General features: G+C 67.9%; 24 protein-coding genes. 11 read left to right on the forward strand and 13 right to left on the reverse strand.

Annotated features, from left to right (window positions below; genetic code table 11):
* Nucleotides 1-5 precede the first annotated feature (5 nt).
* The 3 genes from KIK15_RS14225 to KIK15_RS14235 all read right to left on the reverse strand — a co-directional run bounded on the left by KIK15_RS14225 (nucleotide 6) and on the right by KIK15_RS14235 (nucleotide 3,084).
* Complete coding sequence (locus KIK15_RS14225) at nucleotides 6-998, reverse strand: sigma-70 family RNA polymerase sigma factor (RefSeq protein WP_214245383.1); 993 nt, start codon at nucleotides 996-998, stop codon at nucleotides 6-8.
* Between the two features lie 202 nt (nucleotides 999-1,200).
* On the reverse strand, nucleotides 1,201-2,730 hold the full coding sequence (locus tag KIK15_RS14230) for a methyltransferase (RefSeq protein WP_374222858.1): 1,530 nt from the start codon (nucleotides 2,728-2,730) through the stop codon (nucleotides 1,201-1,203).
* 12 nt (nucleotides 2,731-2,742) lie between these two features.
* Nucleotides 2,743-3,084 carry a DUF3099 domain-containing protein gene (locus KIK15_RS14235; RefSeq protein ID WP_214245384.1) on the reverse strand — a complete coding sequence of 114 codons (342 nt, stop codon included), beginning with the start codon at nucleotides 3,082-3,084 and terminating at the stop codon, nucleotides 2,743-2,745.
* Nucleotides 3,085-3,205: 121 nt separating this feature from the next.
* Between KIK15_RS14235 and KIK15_RS14240 the strand changes: the two genes are divergently transcribed.
* Nucleotides 3,206-3,439, forward strand: coding sequence for a DUF3039 domain-containing protein (locus tag KIK15_RS14240; protein ID WP_214245385.1), 234 nt, complete (start codon nucleotides 3,206-3,208; stop codon nucleotides 3,437-3,439).
* A 4-nt stretch (nucleotides 3,440-3,443) separates the two neighbouring features.
* Here the strand turns inward: KIK15_RS14240 and KIK15_RS14245 are convergent, their stop codons facing one another.
* The gene (locus tag KIK15_RS14245) at nucleotides 3,444-4,481 is read right to left on the reverse strand and encodes a YihY/virulence factor BrkB family protein (protein WP_307851897.1); all 1,038 of its coding nucleotides are present in this window, start codon (nucleotides 4,479-4,481) and stop codon (nucleotides 3,444-3,446) included.
* Between the two features lie 301 nt (nucleotides 4,482-4,782).
* On the opposite strand from KIK15_RS14245, the gene KIK15_RS14250 reads away from it, so the two are divergent.
* Nucleotides 4,783-6,477 carry a DEAD/DEAH box helicase gene (locus tag KIK15_RS14250; RefSeq protein ID WP_214245386.1) on the forward strand — a complete coding sequence of 565 codons (1,695 nt, stop codon included), beginning with the start codon at nucleotides 4,783-4,785 and terminating at the stop codon, nucleotides 6,475-6,477.
* Between the two features lie 113 nt (nucleotides 6,478-6,590).
* On the opposite strand, the gene KIK15_RS14255 is transcribed toward KIK15_RS14250, so the two are convergent.
* A complete protein-coding gene (locus KIK15_RS14255) occupies nucleotides 6,591-6,794 on the reverse strand; it encodes a hypothetical protein (protein WP_214245387.1) in 204 nt (67 codons plus the stop codon).
* Between the two features lie 250 nt (nucleotides 6,795-7,044).
* On the opposite strand from KIK15_RS14255, the gene KIK15_RS14260 reads away from it, so the two are divergent.
* On the forward strand, nucleotides 7,045-7,917 hold the full coding sequence (locus KIK15_RS14260) for an EamA family transporter (RefSeq protein WP_307851898.1): 873 nt from the start codon (nucleotides 7,045-7,047) through the stop codon (nucleotides 7,915-7,917).
* Between the two features lie 4 nt (nucleotides 7,918-7,921).
* Nucleotides 7,922-8,278 carry a DUF952 domain-containing protein gene (locus KIK15_RS14265; protein WP_214245389.1) on the forward strand — a complete coding sequence of 119 codons (357 nt, stop codon included), beginning with the start codon at nucleotides 7,922-7,924 and terminating at the stop codon, nucleotides 8,276-8,278.
* On the opposite strand, the gene KIK15_RS14270 is transcribed toward KIK15_RS14265, so the two are convergent.
* The 3 genes from KIK15_RS14270 to ppgK form a co-directional block, all read right to left on the reverse strand.
* Nucleotides 8,279-9,373, reverse strand: a complete 1,095-nt coding sequence (locus KIK15_RS14270; protein WP_250324685.1) for a DUF5685 family protein — start codon at nucleotides 9,371-9,373, stop codon at nucleotides 8,279-8,281.
* A 103-nt stretch (nucleotides 9,374-9,476) separates the two neighbouring features.
* Nucleotides 9,477-10,856, reverse strand: a complete 1,380-nt coding sequence (locus KIK15_RS14275; protein WP_214245390.1) for an RNA polymerase sigma factor — start codon at nucleotides 10,854-10,856, stop codon at nucleotides 9,477-9,479.
* A 159-nt stretch (nucleotides 10,857-11,015) separates the two neighbouring features.
* A complete protein-coding gene (gene ppgK / locus KIK15_RS14280) occupies nucleotides 11,016-11,798 on the reverse strand; it encodes a polyphosphate--glucose phosphotransferase (RefSeq protein ID WP_214245391.1) in 783 nt (260 codons plus the stop codon).
* Nucleotides 11,799-11,995: 197 nt separating this feature from the next.
* Here ppgK and KIK15_RS14285 point away from each other — a divergent pair, with 197 nt between their 5' ends.
* Nucleotides 11,996-12,928: an inositol monophosphatase family protein gene (locus KIK15_RS14285; RefSeq protein WP_214245392.1), complete on the forward strand. Its 933-nt coding sequence runs from the start codon at nucleotides 11,996-11,998 to the stop codon at nucleotides 12,926-12,928.
* 44 nt (nucleotides 12,929-12,972) lie between these two features.
* On the opposite strand, the gene cei is transcribed toward KIK15_RS14285, so the two are convergent.
* Nucleotides 12,973-13,677 carry an envelope integrity protein Cei gene (cei, locus tag KIK15_RS14290; RefSeq protein ID WP_214245393.1) on the reverse strand — a complete coding sequence of 235 codons (705 nt, stop codon included), beginning with the start codon at nucleotides 13,675-13,677 and terminating at the stop codon, nucleotides 12,973-12,975.
* A gap of 352 nt (nucleotides 13,678-14,029) precedes the next feature.
* On the opposite strand from cei, the gene KIK15_RS14295 reads away from it, so the two are divergent.
* Nucleotides 14,030-14,329, forward strand: a complete 300-nt coding sequence (locus KIK15_RS14295; protein ID WP_214245394.1) for a DUF4193 domain-containing protein — start codon at nucleotides 14,030-14,032, stop codon at nucleotides 14,327-14,329.
* 55 nt (nucleotides 14,330-14,384) lie between these two features.
* Here the strand turns inward: KIK15_RS14295 and KIK15_RS14300 are convergent, their stop codons facing one another.
* Nucleotides 14,385-14,897, reverse strand: a complete 513-nt coding sequence (locus KIK15_RS14300) for a DUF3093 domain-containing protein (protein ID WP_307851899.1) — start codon at nucleotides 14,895-14,897, stop codon at nucleotides 14,385-14,387.
* 22 nt (nucleotides 14,898-14,919) lie between these two features.
* Here KIK15_RS14300 and dut point away from each other — a divergent pair, with 22 nt between their 5' ends.
* Complete coding sequence (dut, locus tag KIK15_RS14305; protein ID WP_374222859.1) at nucleotides 14,920-15,414, forward strand: dUTP diphosphatase; 495 nt, start codon at nucleotides 14,920-14,922, stop codon at nucleotides 15,412-15,414.
* Complete coding sequence (locus KIK15_RS14310; protein ID WP_214245396.1) at nucleotides 15,411-16,277, forward strand: DUF3710 domain-containing protein; 867 nt, start codon at nucleotides 15,411-15,413, stop codon at nucleotides 16,275-16,277. The genes dut and KIK15_RS14310 overlap by 4 nt, the downstream gene beginning before the upstream one ends.
* Before the next feature lie 16 nt (nucleotides 16,278-16,293).
* Here the strand turns inward: KIK15_RS14310 and KIK15_RS14315 are convergent, their stop codons facing one another.
* Nucleotides 16,294-17,040, reverse strand: coding sequence for an alpha/beta fold hydrolase (locus KIK15_RS14315; RefSeq protein ID WP_214245397.1), 747 nt, complete (start codon nucleotides 17,038-17,040; stop codon nucleotides 16,294-16,296).
* Nucleotides 17,041-17,218: 178 nt separating this feature from the next.
* Here KIK15_RS14315 and KIK15_RS14320 point away from each other — a divergent pair, with 178 nt between their 5' ends.
* Nucleotides 17,219-17,590, forward strand: coding sequence for an OB-fold nucleic acid binding domain-containing protein (locus KIK15_RS14320; RefSeq protein ID WP_214245398.1), 372 nt, complete (start codon nucleotides 17,219-17,221; stop codon nucleotides 17,588-17,590).
* Between the two features lie 64 nt (nucleotides 17,591-17,654).
* Nucleotides 17,655-18,311 (forward strand): DUF3159 domain-containing protein, encoded by a 657-nt coding sequence (locus KIK15_RS14325; protein WP_214245645.1) that lies wholly within the window; start codon nucleotides 17,655-17,657, stop codon nucleotides 18,309-18,311.
* A 27-nt stretch (nucleotides 18,312-18,338) separates the two neighbouring features.
* On the opposite strand, the gene KIK15_RS14330 is transcribed toward KIK15_RS14325, so the two are convergent.
* Nucleotides 18,339-19,001: a TrkA family potassium uptake protein gene (locus tag KIK15_RS14330; protein ID WP_214245399.1), complete on the reverse strand. Its 663-nt coding sequence runs from the start codon at nucleotides 18,999-19,001 to the stop codon at nucleotides 18,339-18,341.
* A gap of 26 nt (nucleotides 19,002-19,027) precedes the next feature.
* Nucleotides 19,028-19,687 (reverse strand): TrkA family potassium uptake protein, encoded by a 660-nt coding sequence (locus KIK15_RS14335; RefSeq protein WP_214245400.1) that lies wholly within the window; start codon nucleotides 19,685-19,687, stop codon nucleotides 19,028-19,030.
* A 137-nt stretch (nucleotides 19,688-19,824) separates the two neighbouring features.
* On the opposite strand from KIK15_RS14335, the gene KIK15_RS14340 reads away from it, so the two are divergent.
* Entirely contained in the window at nucleotides 19,825-21,852 is a 2,028-nt protein-coding gene (locus KIK15_RS14340) for an APC family permease (RefSeq protein ID WP_214245401.1), read from the forward strand.
* Nucleotides 21,853-21,859 lie beyond the last annotated feature (7 nt).

Below are 21,859 nucleotides of genomic sequence, written 5' to 3' on the forward strand. Positions count from 1 at the left end.
TCTGGTCAGGAAGCGTAGGCGCGCAAGCGCTCTGCGCGATCTCCCTGACGCAGCTTCGACATGACCTCACGTTCGATCTGACGGACCCGTTCGCGCGACAGCCCGAACAGTCGGCCGATCTGGTCCAGGGTGCGCGGCTGCCCGTCGTCGAGCCCGAAGCGCAGGCGGATGACCTGCTGCTCGCGCTCGTCGAGGGTGGACAGCACCGTGCGGACGTCGGTGTGCAGCAGTCCGGCGATGACCGCACTCTCGGCCGAGGTGGCTTCGGCGTCTTCGATGAAGTCGCCCAACGGCGCCTCCTCGTCGGTGCCGACGGGCATGTCCAGACTCACCGGATCGCGGCTGTGGTCGAGCAGATCGGCGATCTTCTCGGCCGGGATGCCCGACTCGGCGGCCAGCTCGTCGTCGGTGGCCTCGCGACCCAGCTGCTGATGCAGTTCCCGCTTGATGCGGGCGAGTTTGTTGACCTGCTCGACAAGGTGGACCGGTAGTCGGATGGTGCGGCTCTGATCGGCCATGCCGCGGGTGATGGCCTGCCGGATCCACCAGGTGGCGTAGGTGGAGAACTTGAATCCCTTGGCGTAGTCGAACTTCTCCATCGCGCGGATCAAGCCCAGGTTGCCCTCCTGGATGAGGTCGAGCAGCGGCATGCCGCGGCCGGTGTAGCGCTTGGCCAGGGAGACCACCAGGCGCAGGTTGGCCTCGAGGAGGTGGGAGCGTGCGGCCTCGCCCTCGCGGACCAGCTGGGCCAGATCACGCTTCTTGACCGCCGACAGTCGCTTCTTGGTGGCCAAGACATGCTTGGCGTAGAGGCCGACCTCGATGGCCTTGGCCAGCTCCACCTCCTGCTCGGCGTTGAGCAGGGCTGTCCGACCGATCCCGTTGAGATAGACCCGAACGAGATCTGCGGCTGGGCTCTGCGCGTCGAGATCGGCCTCGCTCATCTGCGGACGGATGGTGTCTGCGGCCTTCGTCTTCGTGCCGGTGGTGCTGGTCATGGCGCCTCCTCGCGTACGTGTGACTTCACAGACTTCAACGGTTCGCTGTGCGCGAATAGTTCCTGAGCCCACCGGGCCGCAATCGCTGTGAGCTGCACAAACGCAGGTAACGGTCTGAGAAGTTACTGAGAGAAAGGGCTCGGAATGATAACCGCACTCCGAATGTCCGTTTCCCGGTGTCGCAACCGGCGATCTGCGTACCTCAGCTGTCCGGGGTGAGGAGGCCGTGTCGGACCAGTCCCGAGACGAGGGCGAGGACCGCGTCGTCGTCGAGATCGACACCGGTTGCCGCCGACAGCAGGGCCACCACATCGGCTAGCGGTAGGCCGTCGCGCCGCAGCCCGGCGACCAGTGCCCGTCCCCAACCATCCACCTCGTGGGCCCAGCGCGGTCCGTCGGTGCGATGCAGGCGACACACCACCTGCTCCCAGCCACCTTCGGGGGCGATCGCCGAGATCTCCTCCAACGCGACGGAGTCGCTGGATCCCAGGCGCGCGGCGAACAGGTCTGTCTCGCGTAGCCATGCGACACGATCGAGGTAGGCCGCGGCCTCGGGACCGAGCGGATCATCTACGGCGTGTGACATCTCCTCGGCCAACACGTCGCTGGGTTCACCGGTGCGGCGCAGGTAGACGAATCCGAATCCGATGCCCTCGACCGCCGCGCGGGCCAGATGGTCCAGCCACTCCTCGGCCGCGGCCGCTCCGGCACCGGCGCGTGGGTCGAGGCCCCCGTCGCGCAGCCATGTGCCCACGTACAGGGCCGGATCGGCGACGTCGCGCTGCACCACCCAGGCGTCCACGCCGTGGTCGGGGATCCACGACGCGACCCGTTCCCGCCAGTCCGACCCGGTGATCACCCAGGAGGCCAGCAGACAGGCGGTGCCACCGTCGACGAGGTGCTCCGCCACCGACGACACCACCATCTGGGAGGCGCCGTCGAGGTCGAGACCGGAGTCGCGATAGGTGTGGGTGACAGTCGGTGGGCCGACCACGAACGGCGGGTTGGCCACCACGTGGTCGAAGCGCATTCCGGCGACCGGCTCGAACCACGGCCCGCGGCGCAGGTCCACCCGCTCGGGTGCGATGGCGTTGATGGCCATCCCGGCTCGGGTGAGCAACAGTGATCGATCGGTGACGTCGGTGGCGGTGACGTGGGTGGCGCCGGCGCCCAGCGCGTGTAGTGCCTGCACCCCGCACCCGGTGCCCAGGTCGAGTACCCGCCCCGAGGCGGGCACACTGGCCCGCACCAACGACAGGGACGCGTGGCCCACCCCGAGGACGTGGTCGTCGGCGACCACGGTCGGTCGGATGCTGCCGTCGAGATCAGAGAACACCCATCGAGTGCCGTGTCCGGTGTCCACGGGGCGCAGGTCCATGCGTGTGCGCACGCCGTCGCCGTCGCGTTCGAGCAGCCCGGCGGCAACGGCCTGAGCGAGCGGCACCGCACCCAGGGCAGCATCGACGGCGTCTGCACCGCAGGTGTCGGCGAGCAGGAACAGTCGGATCAGTGTGCCGAGTTCGTCGGCGTCGGCGCACGCACGTCGCACCGGGACCGGCTCGGCGCGCCCGAGGGCGGCGTGGGCATCGGGGCCCAGCGCCTGCAGGACCCCGTCGGTGTCGAAGCCGGCGTCGAGGAACGGCTGCCGCAACCGCGCAGCCAGGCCGACCAGAGGTGCAGGTGGGATGATCTTGGGTTCAGATGACCCCGGCGAACCGGCCTGCTCGTTCACTCGCCTACCCGCTCAGTCGTCGTGGCGTTCCAACTCGCGGTAGTGCGTGGCGGCTATCGCAGGTGCGTCATGCACGCCGGACCACTTGTAGACCGGGACCTCACCCTTCTCACGGGGCGGACGATCGTTGGCCATCAAGACCGCCACCCAGGGAATGGGTATCGACAGGGCGATGACTGCCAGCGCGAGCAGTCCAGAGCCGGTGGCTCCGTACACGATGCCGGCGAGCACCAGGGCCGGCACTCGAAACGCCATCAGGGTGAGATATCGACGTACCCGGGCGCGGTGCTGGTCCTCCTGAGAGACTTGCGCCTGGGTGATCAGGATCGCTTCTCGTGCCTCTTCATGTGCCATACCTCCACAGTCCCACTTATTCGCAGTTCCCGCACTGATGCGCGTGCCATAGTGCGAACGCCGGTGTCGTGCTCGTTCGTCGCGCGGTGATCGGGCGCTCGGGTGGGGCACAATGTCGGGCATGGGTACGCAGACCATCGAGCGTCCGGACATCGACACCGGCGAGACCACCGACGACGACACTCCCAAGTTCTTTCACTACGTCAAGAAGGACAAGATCGTCGAGAGTGCGGTGATGGGCAACCATGTCGTCGCACTGTGCGGGGAGGTGTTCCCGGTGACGCGCTCGGCCAAGCCGGGATCGCCGGTCTGCCCCAAGTGCAAGAAGATCTACGAGAAGCTCAAGAAGGGCTGAGGCCTCACGGCGCAGATCCGCCTGTTCGACGGTGGCTCGTGGTCAGTGGCCGTTCTCCGGCAGGGTCGGCCGCGCGGCGCGATGGTCGGCGCATCGCTCGGGTGGGTAGCTTGCGGGGCACGGTACGCAGCGTCGCGGTGATGTCGACGGTCTGCTGGGACACCCAGTCGCGGACCTGTTCGCCAGCCGGCGTGTGGGTGATCGGCCACAGCGTCTGTACGGCCGCGTTGAACTGGGCTCCGATCACGATCGAGAAGCCCAGGAAAAACGTGAACAGCAAGAAGGCGATGGGAGCGGCCAGCGCGCCGTAGGAGTAGCCGGTCTGGGTGATCGACCCCAGGTAGACCCGCAACCCCGCGCAGCTGAGCCAGAACACCACCGCCGCCAACACCGCGCCACCGAGCAGGCGGTACCAGGGCGGCGGGATGGGCAGCGACACCCGGTAGAGCGCCGTCAGGCCGGCGATGAGCAGGACACCCACTGCAGGGAAGTACGCCAACGCCACCAGCTGGCTGCTCCACGATCGCCACGACTCCGGCGCCACATCGGCCACGTAGGTGGGTCCCAACGCCACCAACGGCAGGATGAACACCGACACGATCAGGAACCCGATGTAGAGGTTGAGTGCGAAGATGCGCTGCCACACCGCATTGCGCACCAGATGTTGGTCGTGGGCTTTGTTGATGGAATCGACGAAACTCGACATCGCCGACGATCCCGACCACAGCGACAGCACGAACCCCAGCGAGATCAGCTCGACACGACCTCGGGCCAGGACATCGTTGACCATCGGGGTGATGATCTCCTCGACCACGTCGGCGCTGAACACGCGGGTGCAGAAGCTGATGATCCGTAGCCGGATGGTGTCGGTGGTGCCGGGTCCGAACCAGTTGCCGATGAAGCCGATCGACCCGAGCAGCCCCAGCAGTAGCGGTGGCAGCGACAGCGTCTGCCAGAACGCCGCCTGCGCCGACATCCCGAAGATCGAGTCGTCCCATGCCTTGACCACGGTCATCCGCAGCAGGCGGGGGAGCGAACGCACGAACCCACGACCCGAGGCCGACGCCGCGGTCGCGGGTCGGTCGGGCGTGGCGGGCGGTGGCGTGTCGGGGTGTGTGATGACACCAGCATCCCTGATCGAGCTGCCGTGCGGGCAATCCGAGCGGGTCGTGTCGAGCACGCTCGATGCACTGGCCGATCGGCGCCGCCGGGTACGATCGTCGACGTCGCCACGTGCGATGTGACCGTCTGCGGGGTTGGTTCACGCCAGGCCCCCGACGCTCGGCGGGAGGGTCCGCGGGCGCAGTGTGTGTGATTCGAGGAGTTCAGCGATTTCCGAGGTAGTGACGACCGGTGCGCCCGAATCGCTGCGCACCTGGCAGCGTCGGGCGCTGACCAAATACCTGACCAGTCGACCCAGAGACTTTCTGGCTGTCGCCACCCCAGGGGCCGGTAAGACCACGTTCGGGTTGCGTATCGCCGCCGAGCTGCTGGCCGATCGAACGGTGGAACAGATCACCGTCGTCGCACCCACCGAACACCTGAAGCACCAGTGGGCGCAGGCGGCTGCCCGCGTCGGCATCGCCCTCGACGCGCGGTTCAGCAACTCGACCGGCTCGACCAGCGCCGATTTTGACGGGGTGGTCCTCACCTACGCCCAGGTGGCCTCCCACCCGTCCCGACACCGGGTGCGCACCGAGAATCGGCGCACGCTGGTCATCCTCGACGAGATCCACCACGGCGGGGATGCCCGCAGTTGGGGTGACGCGATCGGTGAGGCGTTTTCCGACGCCACCCGGCGACTGGCGCTGACCGGGACACCGTTCCGGTCCGACGATTCGCCGATCCCGTTCGTCACCTACGAGCCCGACGAGAACGGCTCGCTGCGCTCGAAACCCGACCACAGCTACGGCTACGCCGACGCGCTGGCCGACGGTGTGGTGCGCCCGGTGGTGTTCCTGGCCTATTCGGGGCAGGCCAGCTGGCGCAACAGTGCCGGCGAGGAGTTCACCGCGCGGCTCGGGGAGCCGTTGTCGGCCGAGCACACCGCGCGTGCCTGGCGCACCGCTCTCGATCCGCACGGCGACTGGATCCCGGCCGTGTTGCAGGCGGCCAACACGCGGCTCGGCCAGTTGCGGGCGTCGGGTGTGCCCGACGCCGGTGGCCTGGTGATCGCCTCGGATCAGAAGAACGCACGTGACTACGCCGAGTTACTGGCCGAGATCAGTGGATCGCCGGTGACGTTGGTGTTGTCCGACGAGCCGTCGTCGTCGTCCCGGATCGCCGAGTTCGCCGAGTCCGACGACCGGTGGATGGTCGCGGTCCGCATGGTCTCCGAGGGTGTCGACGTGCCACGCCTGGCCGTGGGGGTCTACGCGACCAGCGCCTCCACCCCCTTGTACTTCGCGCAGGCCATCGGCCGGTTCGTCCGGTCACGGCGGCCGGGGGAGACCGCGAGTGTGTTCCTGCCCTCGGTGCCGGTGCTGCTGCGTCTGGCCAGCGAGCTCGAAGCGCAACGCGATCATGTGCTGGGTAAGCCGCATCGGGTCGAGGAGGGGCTCGACGATGCGCTGCTCGCCGAGGCCAACGCGACCGACGACGAGCCCGGCGACGATCAACCGGCGTTCGTGTCGCTGCACGCTGACGCCGAGCTCGACCAGGTGATCTTCGACGGGTCGTCGTTCGGTACCGCCACGTTCGCGGGCAGCGACGAGGAGTCGGACTATCTGGGTCTACCGGGGTTGCTCAACGCCGATCAGGTCCGGGATCTGTTGCGCAAACGCCAAAGCGATCAGATCGAGACCCGATCCCAGGCGGCGTCGGCGCCTGCGGCCCGCCCAGACGCCGGTACCGCGACGGCGTTGGCGGGCCTGCGCAAAGAACTCAACAGCCTCGTCGCCATGCATCATCACCGCACCGGCAAGCCCCACGGCCTGGTGCACAGTGAGTTGCGATCACAGTTGGGTGGTCCGCCCACCGCGATGGCGACGGCCGAGCAGTTACGTGAACGGATCGACGCCCTACGTCGGTGGAGCTGACGGCACGACTCCGCCGAACGGGTTGGTTGGCGCTGGGCTGATGAACCGCAGATGCGAGAACCCCGGCCTCGCAGATGCGCGGGACCGGGGTTCTCGGATGTGGTCGAGGGGGGTCAGACGAGTTCGTCGTCGGGCGAGTAGACGCTGGCTCCGAGATCGGCCAGGCGTGCTTCGTGCGCGTTGTAGTGGTGACGGCAGAAGAGGAGTTCGCCGCCACCGGGGAGTCCGGCGCGTACGCGGGCGGCCGCACCGCAACGATCACAGCGATCGGCAGCGGTGAGGGGCATGGAGATCAGTGGGCTGACAACATCTGACATGATTCCTCCGTCCCGGGCGAGCGCGAACGCTTCCCTTCGCGAGCTTCCTCATCAGGAGTGGTGAGGTCTTCTCACTCTGTCAGACGATCTGGGGCCACGCGTTGTTCCCACGCCATCCGTAATGTGGCGTCACCCACCGTTTACACGATCGTGGAGGGCTCTGGTGGCACAGATCGGACGTCCGGCGAACGGACCGCCGTGCGGGTCCCCGGGACGCGGTCGGTGGGGTGTTCGCCCTCCAGTGTGGACGGTGTTCGTGGCCGGCGCGATCAGTCAGTATCTCGGTGCTGCCATCGCGATCCCGCTGTTCGATCAGGCCGATCCGGTGGTGGTGGCCTGGATGCGGACGGTGTTCGCCGGACTGGTGATCTGGGGCGTCGTGGGCGGTCGGTCGGTCCTCGCCGATGCGGTGCGCCGCAACCGCGCCATCGGGTTCGGGTTGGTCACCCTCGGCATGAACACTGCTTTCTACCTTGCGATTTCGCGGATCGATCTCGGCGTCGCGGTCGCTGTGGAGTTCATCGGTCCGATCGCGGTGGCCGCGGTCGCGGTGCGCGGGTGGCGCGGCGCGGCAGCGGTGGTGGCCACCGCCGCGGGGGTGGCGTTGGTGAGCGGAGCCACGCCCAGCGGCTCCTGGTCGGGTGTGGTGTGGGCGCTGGTGGCGGGGGCACTGTGGGCGGGCTACATCGTGCTCGGCGCCCGGGTGTCGGCGGGCGCGACCGGCTCGAACCGCCGGCCCTCGTCGGCCCGGGCCGCCATCGAGGAACTGGGGGTGGGACTGACCGCGGCTGGCCTTCTCGCGGCGCCGCTGGTGCTGGGTGTGAGCCTTGTCACCGAGTCCAACCGTGGCGGTGTCGCGCTATGCGTGGCCTCCGCTGGGATCGGCGTCGCGGTGCTCTCCAGCGCTGTGCCCTACGCCTTGGATCAGCTGGTGCTCACGCGGATCCCACGCGCGCATTTTGCGTTGATGCTCGCGTTGCTGCCGGTCACCGCGGTCGCGGTTGCGGCGGTGACGCTGCGGCAGGTGCCTAGCGCCGCAGAGTTCGGCGGCATCGCGTTGATCGTCGCCGCCATCGTCACCTCGGCGCGCACGGATCGCGCCTCGGGGGATGTGCCAGGCTGAGGGCATGTCCGACGACGCCGGTGCCGCCACGTTGGTTCACATGTGTTCGCAGCAAGAGTGGGACCGTGTCGTCTCCGAGGGTCAGTTGCGACCTGCTGCCGACGTCGGGTTCATCCACTTGTCGGCGCGCGGCCAGGTCCACATCCCGGCGAATCTGTTCTATCGGGGGCGCACCGATCTGGTTCTCCTCGAGGTCGACGAGTCGCTCCTCGATGCGTCGGTGGTGTGGGAGCAGGGTGTGCCCGCGCATCCGGATGGGATCCTGTTCCCACACCTGTACGCGCCGCTACCGGCGGCTGCCGTCTCCCGGGTGTCGCGGTACCGTCCTGAACCCGATGGGACGTTTGCGCCGCTGCGCTGATCAGTTGCAATCACAACCGTCGCAGCAGCTGCAGCAGCTTTCGCAGCAGCAGTCCTCACAACAGTCTCCGCAGCCGTCGCCGCAGCACTCCCGGCACGTGCTCTTGCAGCAGTCGTCCTCCTCCTCGGGCTGCGGCGGCGAGTTCTTACCGAACGGATCGAATGCGGCGGCAGTGGCCAGACACACGGCGGTGCTCGTGAGCACCCCGGCGCGCGAGTGGGGGTGCCCGCCCGCCTCGCGTGCGGCGAACGTCCGGTCGATGCTGTGGCGCAGTCCGCGGTCGAGCAGTCGGCGAACCAGCCGATCGTCGCGCAACACGAGAGCGTCTAGATGGGCGACGATCTCGCCGTGGAGGCGGTCGCATTCGCGCGCAACGTCATCGATGTCGGTGCCGGTCGCCTCGAGCGGGTTGTAGTCACCGGCGCGGCGGTCGCGGTCGAGGTCGGCGACGGCGTCGAGCAGATGCGCGCAGCGCCCGAACGCTGCACCCATGACCGCCAACGCCTCCCGGTTACCGGGCACCCCTGCGAGGTCGGCGGTGGCGGCGAACACCGCTGCGCACGCCTCGGCCGTGGCGTCGGTGACCTCGCCGAGATCGGTGGCGCGCCGTTCGGTGTTCGCCTGTCCGGCCAGCCGGTTGATCACCGAGGTGGTTCCGACCGAGACCGCCACCCGGGCATCGGCATTCGCCGCGCGCTGCAGGCGTCGCGACGCGGCCCGCGTGACAGCGCGACGTGATCGCGACATCGACGACAACCCGGCCTGGTCTTCGGCGAGGTCGTCGAGTGTCTTGGCGGCGGCCAGGGTGAGTCCGGCGGTCGCGCCCAGTCGCACGCTGAGAGCATCAGGGGCCACCACCGAGGCGGTACGCATCCCGCGCAGTGGACACCGTCCCGCCGTGGTGCGCGGATCCTGTTGTGGCTGTTGCGCTTCCAGCAGGATCGACGCGGTGACGGCATCGGTGTTGACGGTCGCCCGCGAGAGCTGCCCATGGTTGTCCCGCAGCGACAGACACAACCCGCACAGGTGGGCGCGCCACATCTCACGCAGTTCAGGATCGGCATGACGCAAGCAGGGGGAGAGGAGTCCCAACATGAGCGTAAGTAGAACATGTGTACGTCGGTGACCGCGTCCCGACACTGACACGGCCGCCCCGGGGAAGATCTCCGGGGCGGCCGAGTCGGTGGAACGAGTGTGCCTAGTCGAGGTAGTCGCGCAGCACCTGCGAACGCGACGGGTGACGCAGCTTCGACATCGTCTTCGACTCGATCTGACGGATGCGCTCACGCGTGACGCCGTAGACCTGACCGATCTCGTCGAGGGTGCGGGGCTGTCCATCGGTGAGACCGAAGCGCAGACGGACCACGCCCGCCTCACGCTCGGACAGCGTCTCGAGCACCGACTGCAGCTGATCCTGCAGCAGCGTGAACGACACGGCGTCGACGGCCACAACAGCCTCGGAGTCCTCGATGAAGTCACCGAGCTGGCTGTCGCCCTCGTCGCCGATGGTCTGATCCAGCGAGATGGGCTCACGCGCGTACTGCTGGATCTCCAGCACCTTCTCCGGCGTGATGTCCATCTCCTTGGCGAGCTCCTCAGGGGTGGGCTCGCGGCCCAGGTCCTGCAGGAGTTCGCGCTGGATGCGACCGAGCTTGTTGATGACCTCCACCATGTGCACCGGGATGCGGATGGTGCGGGCCTGATCGGCCATGGCGCGAGTGATGGCCTGACGAATCCACCAGGTGGCGTAGGTGGAGAACTTGTAGCCCTTGGTGTAGTCGAACTTCTCGACCGCGCGGATCAGACCGAGGTTGCCCTCCTGGATCAGGTCCAGGAATGCCATGCCGCGGCCGGTGTAGCGCTTGGCCAGCGAGACGACGAGGCGCAGGTTGGCCTCGAGCAGGTGGTTCTTGGCGCGGTTGCCGTCCCGGGAGATCCAGTTCAGATCGCGACGCTGGGTGGGGGTGAGCTTCTCACCCGCCTCGGCGATGCGGCGCATGCGTTCGGTCGCGAACAGGCCCGCCTCGATGCGCTTGGCCAGCTCGACCTCTTCCTCGGCGTTGAGGAGGGCGACCTTGCCGATCTGCTTGAGGTAGGCGCGTACCGAGTCGGCCGAGGCGGTCAGCTCAGCATCCTTGCGGGCCTGCCGCAGCGCCTCTGACTCGTCCTCGTCCCACACGAAGTCGCCGGAGGCCTTGTCTGCCTCGGTCGGCTCCTCGACCTCCTCGGCGTCGGCGGGCGCGGGGGTGGTCACCTTGGCCGCGGCTTCGGGCTCGTCACCGTCGACCTCGATCTCGTCGACGACGATCTCCTCGTCGACGATCTCGATCTCGGCATCGGGACCGTCGATGTCCTCGATCGCGGTGTCCTCGCCGTCGGCGGGGGCCGCGGGTGTTGCAGCTGCGGCCGCAGCTTTCTTGGCAGGGGCCTTGCGGGCGGTCTTCTTGGCGACGGCCTTCTTCGCCGGGGCCTTCTTGGCGGGAGCTTTCCGGGCCGGGGCCTTCTTCGCGGCGACGGGTGCAGTTGCTTCGGTGTCGTCGCTGTCCGGTGTTTGCTCGCGCGTCTTGGTGGCTGCCACGTACGACCTTTCGGGGCTTCGAACTCAAATGGCTTCACGACGCAGATGCCCGCGCCGAAGCGAAAGTGGATGGCCGACTCGGGCCGACCGCATCATTGTAACGATTCGTGGACCCTCGGGTTTGCCGCGCCGCGTTCGGTGTCGTCTCGGTGACGCCGTTCAGACACGCAGACCGGCGGTGACAGCCATCGCTGCGCCCACGATGCCCGCGCTGTTCTGCAGTTCTGCGGGCACCACCGGCGTGCGGTTGGTCAGCTTGGGGATCCACTTGTGCGCCTTGCGGCTGATACCGCCGCCGGCAATGAACAGGTCGGGCCAGAGCAGGTTCTCGTAGGCGCTCAGCACAACCGACACCCGTTGGGCCCACTGCTCGTAGCTGAGCTCGAGATCGTCCTTCACCTTCGACGACGCCTGATGTTCAGCCTCCTCCTTGCCGACCTGCATGTGTCCCAGTTCGGTGTTCGGGATCAGCTGCCCGTTGAACAGGATCGCCGAGCCGATACCGGTGCCGAAGGTGAGCAGCACGACCAACCCCGTGACGTCGCGTCCCGCGCCGTGGGCGTCCTCGGCCATCCCTGCGGCATCGGCATCGTTGAGCACCGAGATCGCGCGGTCACCCAGCGTGGTGGCCAGCAGTGCGTAGGGGTCGACACCGATCCAGGACTTGTCGATGTTGGCGGCAGTGCGCACCGTGGCCTGGGACACGACGCATGGCAACGTGACACCCACGGGCCCGGTCCAATCGAAATGATCGACGACCTCTTTGATGCCCCCGGCCACCGCGGCCGGGGTGGACGGCTGCGGGGTGAGGATCTTGAACCGTTCACCGACCAGCTCACCGGTGTCGAGGTCGACGATGCCGCCCTTGATTCCCGACCCCCCGACGTCGATCCCGAACGCGTGGTTGGTCGATGTCGTGGCGGAGGTGTCGGTTACCGACATCTGTGGGTCCTCTCGGTCTGTGTGTGGGGGGTGCCGACCAGTCGGTGAACTGCGCGGGACCAGCCCTCGCGGCCCGAGCACGTCGCGGCGCACCCACAGGCTAGTCAGATCGACGATCGGCCGTGGGTCGGACTCTTCGGTGAGCACGCCGAGACGATGCGCGCACGCGGCGACGGTCGGATGCCCGGACGCGTCGAATGTGGTCCCATGGGCGGGTGACCGACACCGCTCCGATCGACACCTCTGGGGTCGACGCCGCTGCCCTGACCGCCATCGCCATGTCCGTCGGTGTTCGTGCCGCCTCCCACGTGCGTTCCCGTCGAGAGGAACTGGCCGCCGATCTGGCCGCGCGCCGCGTGGTGGCGGTCTCCGCCAAGAGCACTCCGACCGATCCGGTGACGGTGGTCGACACCGAGGCCGAGGCGCTGATCCGGGGTCTGCTGCAGCAGGCCCGCCCCGACGACGCCATCCTGGGCGAAGAGGACGGCGGTTCTGTGGACGTACCTGACGGGGTGCGTTGGGTGGTCGATCCGATCGACGGCACCGTGAATTTTCTCTACGGCCTTCCCACGTACGCGATCTCGATCGCCGCCCAGATAGGCGGGGTCACCGTGGCCGGCGCGGTGGTCGACGTCGCGCGTGCGGTCGTCTACGCCGCACAGCGGGATCAGGGTGCATTCGTCACCCACTGCGACAACGTGACCGACACCGGAGTGGTGATCGACCCCGTCGGGTGCCGCCGCCTGCAGCCGTCGACGACCGTCGACGTCTCGATGGCGTTGGTGGCCACCGGATTCGGCTACTCGGCGGCGCGACGCGAGGTCCAGGGCGGGATCGTCGCCGCGTTGTTGCCGCAAGTGCGTGATCTACGTCGGGTGGGGTCGGCGGCGTTGGACCTGTGCATGGTCGCCGCCGGGCAGGTCGATGCCCAGTTCGAGCACGGACTCAGCCCGTGGGACTGGGCCGCCGGGGGACTGATAGCGCACGAGGCCGGCGCGCGTGTCCGGTTACCCGGGCCGGATACCCGCAGCGCGGGCGGTGATGTCACCGTCGCCGTGGCGCCCGGCATCGCCGACCGCTTCTTCGAGGTGCTCGACGAGGTGGGCGCACTCGATGCGATCCCGAGCTGACAACGCGGGTGGGCCCGAGCTGACGCGATGCGGCTGAGGGCCGGTCAGCAGCTGCCCTTGTGTACGGACTTGACGAGCGCGGGGTCGGCGCCGGTGCCCGAATTGGCGGGGTCGGCGGTGCGGAGCGATTCCAACACGGCTTGAGCGTCCTGCGACAGCTCGCGGCTGGTGTACTGCTTGCCCAGCACCAGGTCGATCACCTGGCCGGGGCGGCCGTCGTCGATGAGTTCGGTGCACGGTTGCGCCACCCACAGGGCGGCGGCCGCCGCTCGGCTGGACTGGCCGAAACGGATCTGGCCCACGCAGTCGAGGGTCTTGTCGGCGTAGACGGTGTCGTCGCCGAAGGGGTTCTCGGTTGCGGGTGTGAATCCGTTCGACGTCAGGTCGTCGAGCACACTGCGGGCCTGTCCCCGCTGGGCGGAGGCATTGAGCACGCGCACCTGAAACGACGCCAGCGGACCGGGGGCGACGGCGAGCAGCTCGTCGCGGGAGACGACCTTCAGCTCGGGCGCTGGTGCGGGTGTGGGCGCGCCGGGGGGCGGGGAGGGCGCCGGTGCCGACGGGCTCGGCGGCCGGTTGCATGAGGTGGCCACCGACGAACCGCCGCCATCGACCAGCGCGCTGACCCACACCACGAGGCCAAGGATCAGCAACACGACCGAGGCGATCACGAAGGGCACGTGTCGTCGCCGCTGGAACGGACGACCACGATCATCGGTGGGGTAACCGGTGGTGATCTGGGAAACCACGCTCGTACGTTCCTTCCGCCAACAGACCTGCGAGAGCCGCGAGTGTCCGGTGCACCACTGTAAATGGCTGGGTGCACGTCGGGGGGATCGGCGCGGTGTTGACCCTATCGCCGGGCTGCGCTAGTCTTCGCCCGCCATCGCCGGTCTGATCGACGACAACGGCTTGACCAGGTGTGGCGAACGTCACCATTCCCCATCCCGGCGCGGGCAACGATTCGACGGAACTCGTCGTTGTCCAATGTGCGTGGCGCAGGCCCGAAGCAACAGGGCCGTTGAGGGTGCGACGGTGGGCGGATTTCCTACAACTGGTCGAGCATCGCTCGTCGACAGACGTGAACTAAGGCAGGACAACATGGCTACTGACTACGACGCACCGCGTCGCACCGAATCAGAAGATCTCAGCGAGGATTCCCTGGAGGAGTTGAAGGCGCGGCGCAGCGAAGCTCAGGCCGCCTCGGTCGACGTCGACGACAGCGACACGGCCGAATCGTTCGAGCTGCCCGGCGCCGATTTGTCTGGTGAGGAGCTGTCGGTTCGGGTGGTACCCAAGCAGGCGGACGAGTTCACTTGTACGAGTTGCTTTCTCGTCTACCACCGCAGCCGGTTGGCGCGCGAGAACGGCAACTCGCTGATCTGCGTGGACTGTGCCTGATCGAACGTCGTGACGCGCGGCCGCGGCCGCATCCCGAAGGCGCCTTGACGGCCCTTCAGGCGATGTCGGCCGCTGCATCCGGCAGGCCCAGCGCAGCGATGAGCTCGGCAGGCCGTCGGGTGCTGACCAGCCAGTACGGCGTCGGGTCGTCGGGGTCGTCGAGGACCAGCAGCACCATCGTCTTGACCCAGGCGCGATGTACGAGGAACGCAGCCGGGTCGAGCTGGCGCCCCATCGCAGCGCTCTTCGCACTGGCCGGGATCGTGGCGGCACGCGCGATCACCGACACCGGGATGTGTGCACGGTGAGCCCAGAGTTCATGGTCGGAGTCCACACGGATCCGCGCTCGTCCCAACGACCACAGCATCCAGACGATCAACGCGGCGACTACCGGGTAGGCCACCACGCTCCAGGGCGCCTTGCGCAGGGACAGCTGGATCTCGTATCCGAAGACGCCCACGATGACCGCCCCGAAGGCCCACCACCAGTGTGGAACCCGTAGCCGCTCATTGAACAGGTCGGTCACGGTGGTCCCGTGCTGCGCGTTGGTCGATGAATCGGAGGCCACCAGCCCAGCGTAGTCTGCGGTGGTGGCAGGTGATGCGCAGGTGACGGCGGTGCGGTTCCGACGACTCGATCCGACGATCCCCGCTCCGGTTCGGGCGCACCCGGGTGACGCCGGCGTCGATCTGTGTAGCACTGTGGCGGTGACCATCGCCGCCGGTGAGCGGGTTCTGGTCCCCACCGGGATCTGCGTGCAGCTTCCGTTCGGCACCGTCGGTCTCATCCATCCGCGCTCGGGCCTCGCCGCGCGCGCGGGCCTGTCGATAGTCAACGCACCCGGGACGGTGGATGCGGGGTATCGGGGCGAGATCAAGGTCTGTCTCATCAATCTCGATGCGCACCAACCGATCTCGATCAACAAAGGTGACCGGATCGCCCAACTGTTGGTTCAACGGGTGGAGTTGCCCGAGTTCGTCGAGGTGGACCACCTCGACGAGACCAGCAGGGGCGCAGATGGATACGGGTCAAGTGGCGGCCATGCGCTGCTGGGTGACCATGAACAGAAGGGCGAACAGGCGTGACCGATGGATCCAAGGAACAGATCGGCGCGGGGCGCGGTCCCTACGACATCGACGATCTGGAGTCAGGGGTCGATCTGACCAATTCTCATCTCGACCTGGGTTCGGTCCTGGTCCCGGTGGTCGAGGGTGGACAGGTCACCGTGGAGATGACCGCCGAACACCAGCCGCAGGCGGTGTACCTGGTGACACCGATCGGTCGGATCAGCGTGGCCGCGTTCGCCGCCCCCCGTTCGCCCGGTCTCTGGCGAGAAGTGGTGGGGGAGTTGGTGGAATCGCTACGCAACGACGGCGCCGAGGCGACCATCGAGGACGGCCACTGGGGGCGTGAGGTGGTGGCGACGGTGCCGGGCGCGGTGCATCGGTTCATCGGTGCCGACGGTCCCCGATGGATGGTTCGGTGTGTGGCCAGCGCACCGGCCGAGTCGGCCGACGATCTCGCACCCATCGCCCGCGCGGTGTTGAGCGAATCGGTGGTGCGCCGCGGCAACGATCCGGTCCCGCCCCGTGAGGCGCTGCCGATCGTGCTCCCGCAGGTTCTCGCCGAGCAGGTTCTCGCTGCCCAACAGGAGATGTTCGCAGCCGGCGAGCTCGACGCCGATCCGGCCGGAACCGATTTCCCCGGGTCGATCGACTCCGACGGCGGCGGGCTCGCCGAGCAGACACCCGACCTCGACGACGTCGACGACGTAGGGGCGCTCGCGCAGAGTGCACGGGCGCAGGTGGTGGCCGAAGGCGACGCGATAGAGGTGGAGAACGTCGAGGCGGGCACGTCTGCCGAGGAGGCCACGGTGCCCGACGAGCAGCCGCAGCGTCGTTCGGCGGGATCGGCGCTGCAGCGGTTGCGCCGCCGACAAGGCCGCTAGCGCGGCGTCGCCGGCGTCACCGCGGCCCGATCAGCTCACGCCACAGTCGCAACGCGGTGACCCCCACGCGGCTCGGTTCGAGCTGGGGGTCGGCACACGACCAGCTCTCGATGGTGATCGTGGCGATCGCCGAGTGTGATGCCAGAGCGGCCCACCGTTGGGCCACCGTCACCGGATGGATCGGGTCGTCGACCGCAGCCACGACGGCCAGCGGCACATCCAATGCGGCAAGGACCTCGGCGCCCGGACCGTGATGGCGTGCCGCCTCCGACAGTTGCGTCACCAGGCCTGCACCGAGGGCTTGCCACGAGCGGCTCAGTTCCTCGGCCAGCCACGGGGGCGCACCGGCCCGCATCGCCTCGATTGTCGCCGCCAGGCCGTCCCGCGTGATCGCTTCGGCCGTGGCCCGGGCGCTGATCGCGGCGATCGCGTCATCGGCCCGGTCCACCCACGGAGGCAGGATGGCGATCACCCCGTGACATGAATCGTGCTGGTGCACCGCCCATCGAGCGGCGATGCAGGCTCCGATCGACACGCCTGCCACCAGCACCGGGCCACGCTCGGCCGCGGCGTCCAGGGCCGCGCGGTAGGCCCGGTCGATGCCGTCGACGCCGGGGTCGACGGCCACCAGCTCGATCGCCAGCCCCTGGGCCAGAGGACTCAACAGCCGACGGACGTAGTCCCCGTCGGACCCGGTTCCGGGCAGCGCGACCAGCGTGATCGGCCGCGATCGCGCAGCCGTGGATGGCTCGGTGACACGCATTCGGACATGGTGCCCGCGGGTGGCCCCGACCGACGCGGCGGGGTTAGGCTGGCGGCGCGGTCGACACCGACGGCTGCGGCGCAGCAATGGTGCTGCGGGATCTGGTGCGGGAAGGCTGGAAGATGACCACTGCCGGAGGCTCGAACGTCCACAAGGGACGGCTTGCCGGGGTTCTTCGATGACGGCGACGGGTTACCTCAAGCGGTTGACCCGACGGCTCACCGAGGATCTGCACCAGGCGGACGCCGAGAAGATCTCCGAGGAGTCGCAGGCCATCGGAGCACAGCGTGCCTGTGACTGCGCGCGCGGTGACGAAGTGGTCATGCTCGGCGAACTGCGGTCGGTGCAGACGTGCCCCAAGTCCAGTCGCACCGGGGTGGTGGCGGAGTTCTTCGACGGCACCGAGGTCGTGAACCTCACCTGGATCGGTCGGACCCGCATCCCGGGCATCGAACCGGGTCGCAAACTCACCATCCGCGGCCGCGTCGGCGAGAAGGATGGCTCCAAGGTGATCTACAACCCTTATTACGAGTTGCTCGGTGACAGCTGAGTTCCCGCGCAAGACTTCGGAATCCCCGCGCACGATCGACCCTGGCGACGCAGTCGAGGTGATCATGTCGGCGGATTCTGATGGTCAGGACCCCGCCACGCGATCCACGCCCACGCTGCTCGAGCAGATGGGTGGGGTGCCCGGGCTGATCTACTCGACGGTCCCGATCGTGGTGTTCGTCTCGGTCAATGCGCTGTGGCACCTGACGGCGGCGGTGGTCGCCGCGGTCGCGGTGTCGGTGGTCATCCTCGCGGTCCGGCTCGTGCGTCGTGAACCCGTGCAGCCGGCTGTCTCCGGTGTGCTCGGCGTCGCCATCTGTGCGTTCATCGCCTACCGCATGGGTGACGCCAAGGGGTTCTTCTTGGTCGGGATCTGGACCACCCTGCTCTATGCGGGAGCGTTCGTGGTGTCGATCCTGGTGCGGTGGCCGTTGGTCGGTGTGATCTGGAATGCGGTGAACGGCAACGGAACCGCCTGGCGCCGACACCGCCGCACGCTGATCGCCTACGACATCGCCACCGCGGTCTGGGCGGCACTGTTCAGTGTGCGTTACCTCGTACAGTCGTTTCTCTACGATTCCGATCAGACCGGCTGGCTGGCCGCCGCACGCATCGGGATGGGGTGGCCGCTGACCGCTGCCGCGGTGCTGGCGACCGTGCTGATCGTGCGGCGGGCCGAGCAGATCGAGGACGAGACATCCGACGAGGCCGCCACCGGCTGACCGTCCTCGGCCCGGGTGCCGACGTGATCAGGTGGTGCTCAACACCGCCTCGTGGAGCGCATCCTCGGCTTCGGTGGGGGCGATGAACACCAACTCGTCGCCTGCTTCCAGTGGGTCGTCGGGCTGCGGGACGAACACCCGCCCGCCGCGCAGCACTGCCACCAGCGCCGCATCGCGGGGCAGCGCCAACTTGCGTACGGCTTTGCCCGCGAACGGTGTGTTGGCCGGCAGGGTGACCTCCACCAGGTTCGCCTGACCCTGGCGAAACGTCATCAGACGCACCAGATCTCCCACCGACACCGCCTCCTCGACCAGCGAGGCCAACATGCGTGGGGTGGACACCGCCACGTCGACACCCCACCCCTCGTCGAAGAGCCACTCGTTGCGGGGATCGTTGACGCGGGCCACCACCCGCGCCACCGCGAACTCGGTCTTGGCCAACAGGCTGACCACGAGGTTCGCCTTGTCATCGCCGGTGGCCGCGATCATCACGTCGCAGGTGTGCAGGTGGGCCTGCTCGAGGTTGTCGAGTTCGCAGGCGTCGGCATTGATCCACCGGGCGCCCGGCACCGACGCCTCGTCGATGTTGTCGAGTCGGCGCTCGAGCAGCAGCACCTCGTGGGAGTTCGACAGCAACTCGCGGGCGATCGAGCGCCCCACGGCGCCGGCCCCGGCGATCGCGACCTTCATCGGGTCATCTCCTTCATCGACTGCGGTCAGTCCTGGCGTGGCGCCGCGGCGACGGCGGCGGCGTTCTCGCGGTTGTCCTGCAGCACCGCGACGAAGAGGTTGTCGTCCTGCTGCAGCACCGTGCGCGGCTCGGGCAGCAGGGCGTTGCCCAGCCGGTTGATGAACGCGATCCGGGCGCCGGTCTCGAGCTGGAAGGTGGCTGCGGTCTGACCGATCCAGCTCTCGTGGAAGGTGATCGGGGTGATGAGCACCGATCCCGACGGGTCGCGCCAGGAGTTGGCCGGGCTGCCCTCGCCGAGCGCGGCGACGAAACGCTGTGTGGTCCATGGGACCGTCGCCACCGTCGGGATGCCCAGCCGCTCGTATACGGCGGCTCGTTTTGCGTCGTAGATCCGGGCGACCACCTTGTCCACACCGAACGTCTCACGCGCCACGCGGGCAGCGATGATGTTGGAGTTGTCACCGGAGGACACCGCAGCGAACGCGTCGGCGTCGGCGATGCCTGCCTCGCGCAACACGTCACGGTCGAAGCCCACGCCGCGAATCGTGACACCGGCGAACGTCGGGCCGAGTCGGCGGAAGGCCGCCGGATCACGATCGATCACCGCCACCGTGTGCTCTTTGGCCTGAAGGGCAAGGGCGAGCGATGATCCGACCCGCCCGCACCCCATGATCACAACCCGCACCCGCGGCCTCCTTGATGTGTCTGCTCGCCCGCTTGGGGTGTCTGCTTGCCCGCTCGGGGGTGTCTGCTCGTCGACTCGCGCCTCGAACCGTACCGCCCCGCGTCGCTGCGAGGTCGATCACACCCTAAGGTGGGCGGGTGTCCACAGTGTCGAAGCTTTCCGTAGCGGCCAAGCGACTGGTCCTCGGACGACCCTTCCGCAGTGACACCCTGGGACACACGCTGCTACCCAAGCGCATCGCCCTGCCGGTCTTCGCCTCCGATGCCATGTCCTCGGTGGCCTACGCGCCGCAAGAGATCTTCCTGGTGCTGTCGGTGGCCGGACTGACCGCCTACAGCTACACCATCTGGATCGGTCTGGCCGTCGCGGTGATGATGGCGGTGGTGGTGGCCAGCTACCGCCAGAACGTGCACGCCTACCCCTCCGGTGGCGGCGACTACGAGGTGGCCACGGTAAACCTCGGGCCGTCGGCAGGGCTCACCGTGGGCAGCGCGCTGCTCGTCGACTACGTCCTCACCGTGGCGGTGTCGATCTCCTCGGCGGCGGAGAACTTCGGCTCGGCCATCCCGTTCGTCGAAGAGCATCGGGTGCTGTTCTGCGTTGCGGCCATCATCATCCTCACCAGTGTCAACCTTCGCGGCATCCGTGAATCGGGCGCGGCATTCGCCATCCCCACCTACGCCTTCATCTTCGGCATGATCGTCATGTTGGCCTGGGGGCTGATACAGGTGTACGTGCTCGGCGACGACGTACGTTCGGAGACCGCTGATTTCGGGATCAAGGCCGAGCAGGGTCACCTCGTCGGTATCGCGTTCGTCTTCCTCATCGCGCGGGCGTTCTCGTCGGGGTGTGCGGCGCTGACCGGTGTGGAGGCGATCAGCAACGGCGTACCGGCGTTCCGCAAACCCAAGTCCCGCAACGCCGCCACCACGCTGCTATTGCTCGGGTCGATCGCGGTGGTGCTGCTGCTGGGGATGATCGTGTTGGCCCGCAAGATCGGCGCGAAGTACGTCGAGGACCCCGCGGCCGATCTCACCGGCGCGCCCGACGGTTATCAGCAGAAGTCGCTGGTGGCGCAGCTCGCCGACGCGGTGTTCAACGGGTTCACCCCCGGCTTCTACTTCGTCACCACGGTGACCGCACTGATTCTGGTGCTGGCCGCCAACACCGCCTTCAACGGCTTCCCGGTGCTCGGATCGGTTCTGGCGCAGGACCGCTACCTGCCGCGTCAGCTGCACACCCGCGGTGATCGCCTGGCCTTCAGCAACGGCATCTTGTTCCTCGCGGCGGCCGCCATCATCTTCGTCGTCGCCTTCGGGGCGCAGGTGACCGCGCTGATCCAGCTCTACATCGTCGGTGTGTTCGTGTCCTTCACACTCAGTCAGATCGGGATGGTGCGGCACTGGACCCGGCACCTCAAGACCGAGACCGACCCCAGTGCCCGGTCGCGCATGTACCGATCCCGGATCATCAACTCCATCGGGCTGATGATGACCGGCTCGGTGCTGATCATCGTGCTGATCACGAAGTTCCTCGCCGGAGCTTGGATCGCGATCGTCGCGATGGTGTCGATCTTCGTGCTGATGCGGATGATCCATCGCCACTACGCGTCGGTGCAGGAAGAACTCGACGACGACGACTACGAGATCGTGCTGCCGAGCCGGACGCACTCGGTGGTCCTGGTGTCGAAGCTGCACCTGCCCACCCGGCGGGCCCTGGCTTACGCCCGGGCGACCAGACCCGATGTGCTGGAAGCGATCACGGTCAATGTCGACGACGGCGACACGCGTCGGCTGGTGGCCGAGTGGGAGGACTCCGATGTGACCGTCCCGCTGAAGGTGATCGCCTCGCCGTATCGCGAGATCACCCGCCCGGTGGTGGAATACGTCCGCCGGGTGCGTCGGGAGTCTCCTCGCGATGTCATCACGGTCTTCATCCCCGAGTACGTGGTGGGCCACTGGTGGGAGCAGATCCTGCACAACCAGTCGGCACTGCGGCTCAAGGGGCGGTTGCTGTTCGAGCCAGGTGTGATGGTGACGTCGGTGCCCTGGCAGCTCACCTCATCGGATCGCCGCAAGAACCGCGATGGCGTGTACCCCGCCCCCGGAGACGCACGTCGTGGGATGGTGCCCACCGAGAACCTGCGCGGGCCTCGATCGACATGATCCGACG

The sequence above is a fragment of the Williamsia sp. CHRR-6 genome, from assembly GCF_018474015.1.
Taxonomy (GTDB): Bacteria; Actinomycetota; Actinomycetes; order Mycobacteriales; family Mycobacteriaceae; genus Williamsia_A.

Excerpts from the sequence above, each read along its gene's own strand:
- KIK15_RS14270 (WP_250324685.1), bottom strand. The coding sequence starts at position 9,373 with ATGTTGGGACTCCTCTCCCCCTGCTTGCGTCATGCCGATCCTGAACTG.
- KIK15_RS14240 (WP_214245385.1), top strand. The coding sequence starts at position 3,206 with ATGGGTACGCAGACCATCGAGCGTCCGGACATCGACACCGGCGAGACC.
- KIK15_RS14320 (WP_214245398.1), top strand. The coding sequence starts at position 17,219 with ATGACGGCGACGGGTTACCTCAAGCGGTTGACCCGACGGCTCACCGAG.
- KIK15_RS14255 (WP_214245387.1), bottom strand. The coding sequence starts at position 6,794 with ATGTCAGATGTTGTCAGCCCACTGATCTCCATGCCCCTCACCGCTGCC.
- KIK15_RS14295 (WP_214245394.1), top strand. The coding sequence starts at position 14,030 with ATGGCTACTGACTACGACGCACCGCGTCGCACCGAATCAGAAGATCTC.
- KIK15_RS14225 (WP_214245383.1), bottom strand. The coding sequence starts at position 998 with ATGACCAGCACCACCGGCACGAAGACGAAGGCCGCAGACACCATCCGT.
- KIK15_RS14265 (WP_214245389.1), top strand. The coding sequence starts at position 7,922 with ATGTCCGACGACGCCGGTGCCGCCACGTTGGTTCACATGTGTTCGCAG.
- KIK15_RS14235 (WP_214245384.1), bottom strand. The coding sequence starts at position 3,084 with ATGGCACATGAAGAGGCACGAGAAGCGATCCTGATCACCCAGGCGCAA.
- KIK15_RS14330 (WP_214245399.1), bottom strand. The coding sequence starts at position 19,001 with ATGAAGGTCGCGATCGCCGGGGCCGGCGCCGTGGGGCGCTCGATCGCC.
- KIK15_RS14285 (WP_214245392.1), top strand. The coding sequence starts at position 11,996 with ATGTGGTCCCATGGGCGGGTGACCGACACCGCTCCGATCGACACCTCT.
- ppgK (WP_214245391.1), bottom strand. The coding sequence starts at position 11,798 with ATGTCGGTAACCGACACCTCCGCCACGACATCGACCAACCACGCGTTC.
- KIK15_RS14325 (WP_214245645.1), top strand. The coding sequence starts at position 17,655 with ATGTCGGCGGATTCTGATGGTCAGGACCCCGCCACGCGATCCACGCCC.
- KIK15_RS14315 (WP_214245397.1), bottom strand. The coding sequence starts at position 17,040 with ATGCGTGTCACCGAGCCATCCACGGCTGCGCGATCGCGGCCGATCACG.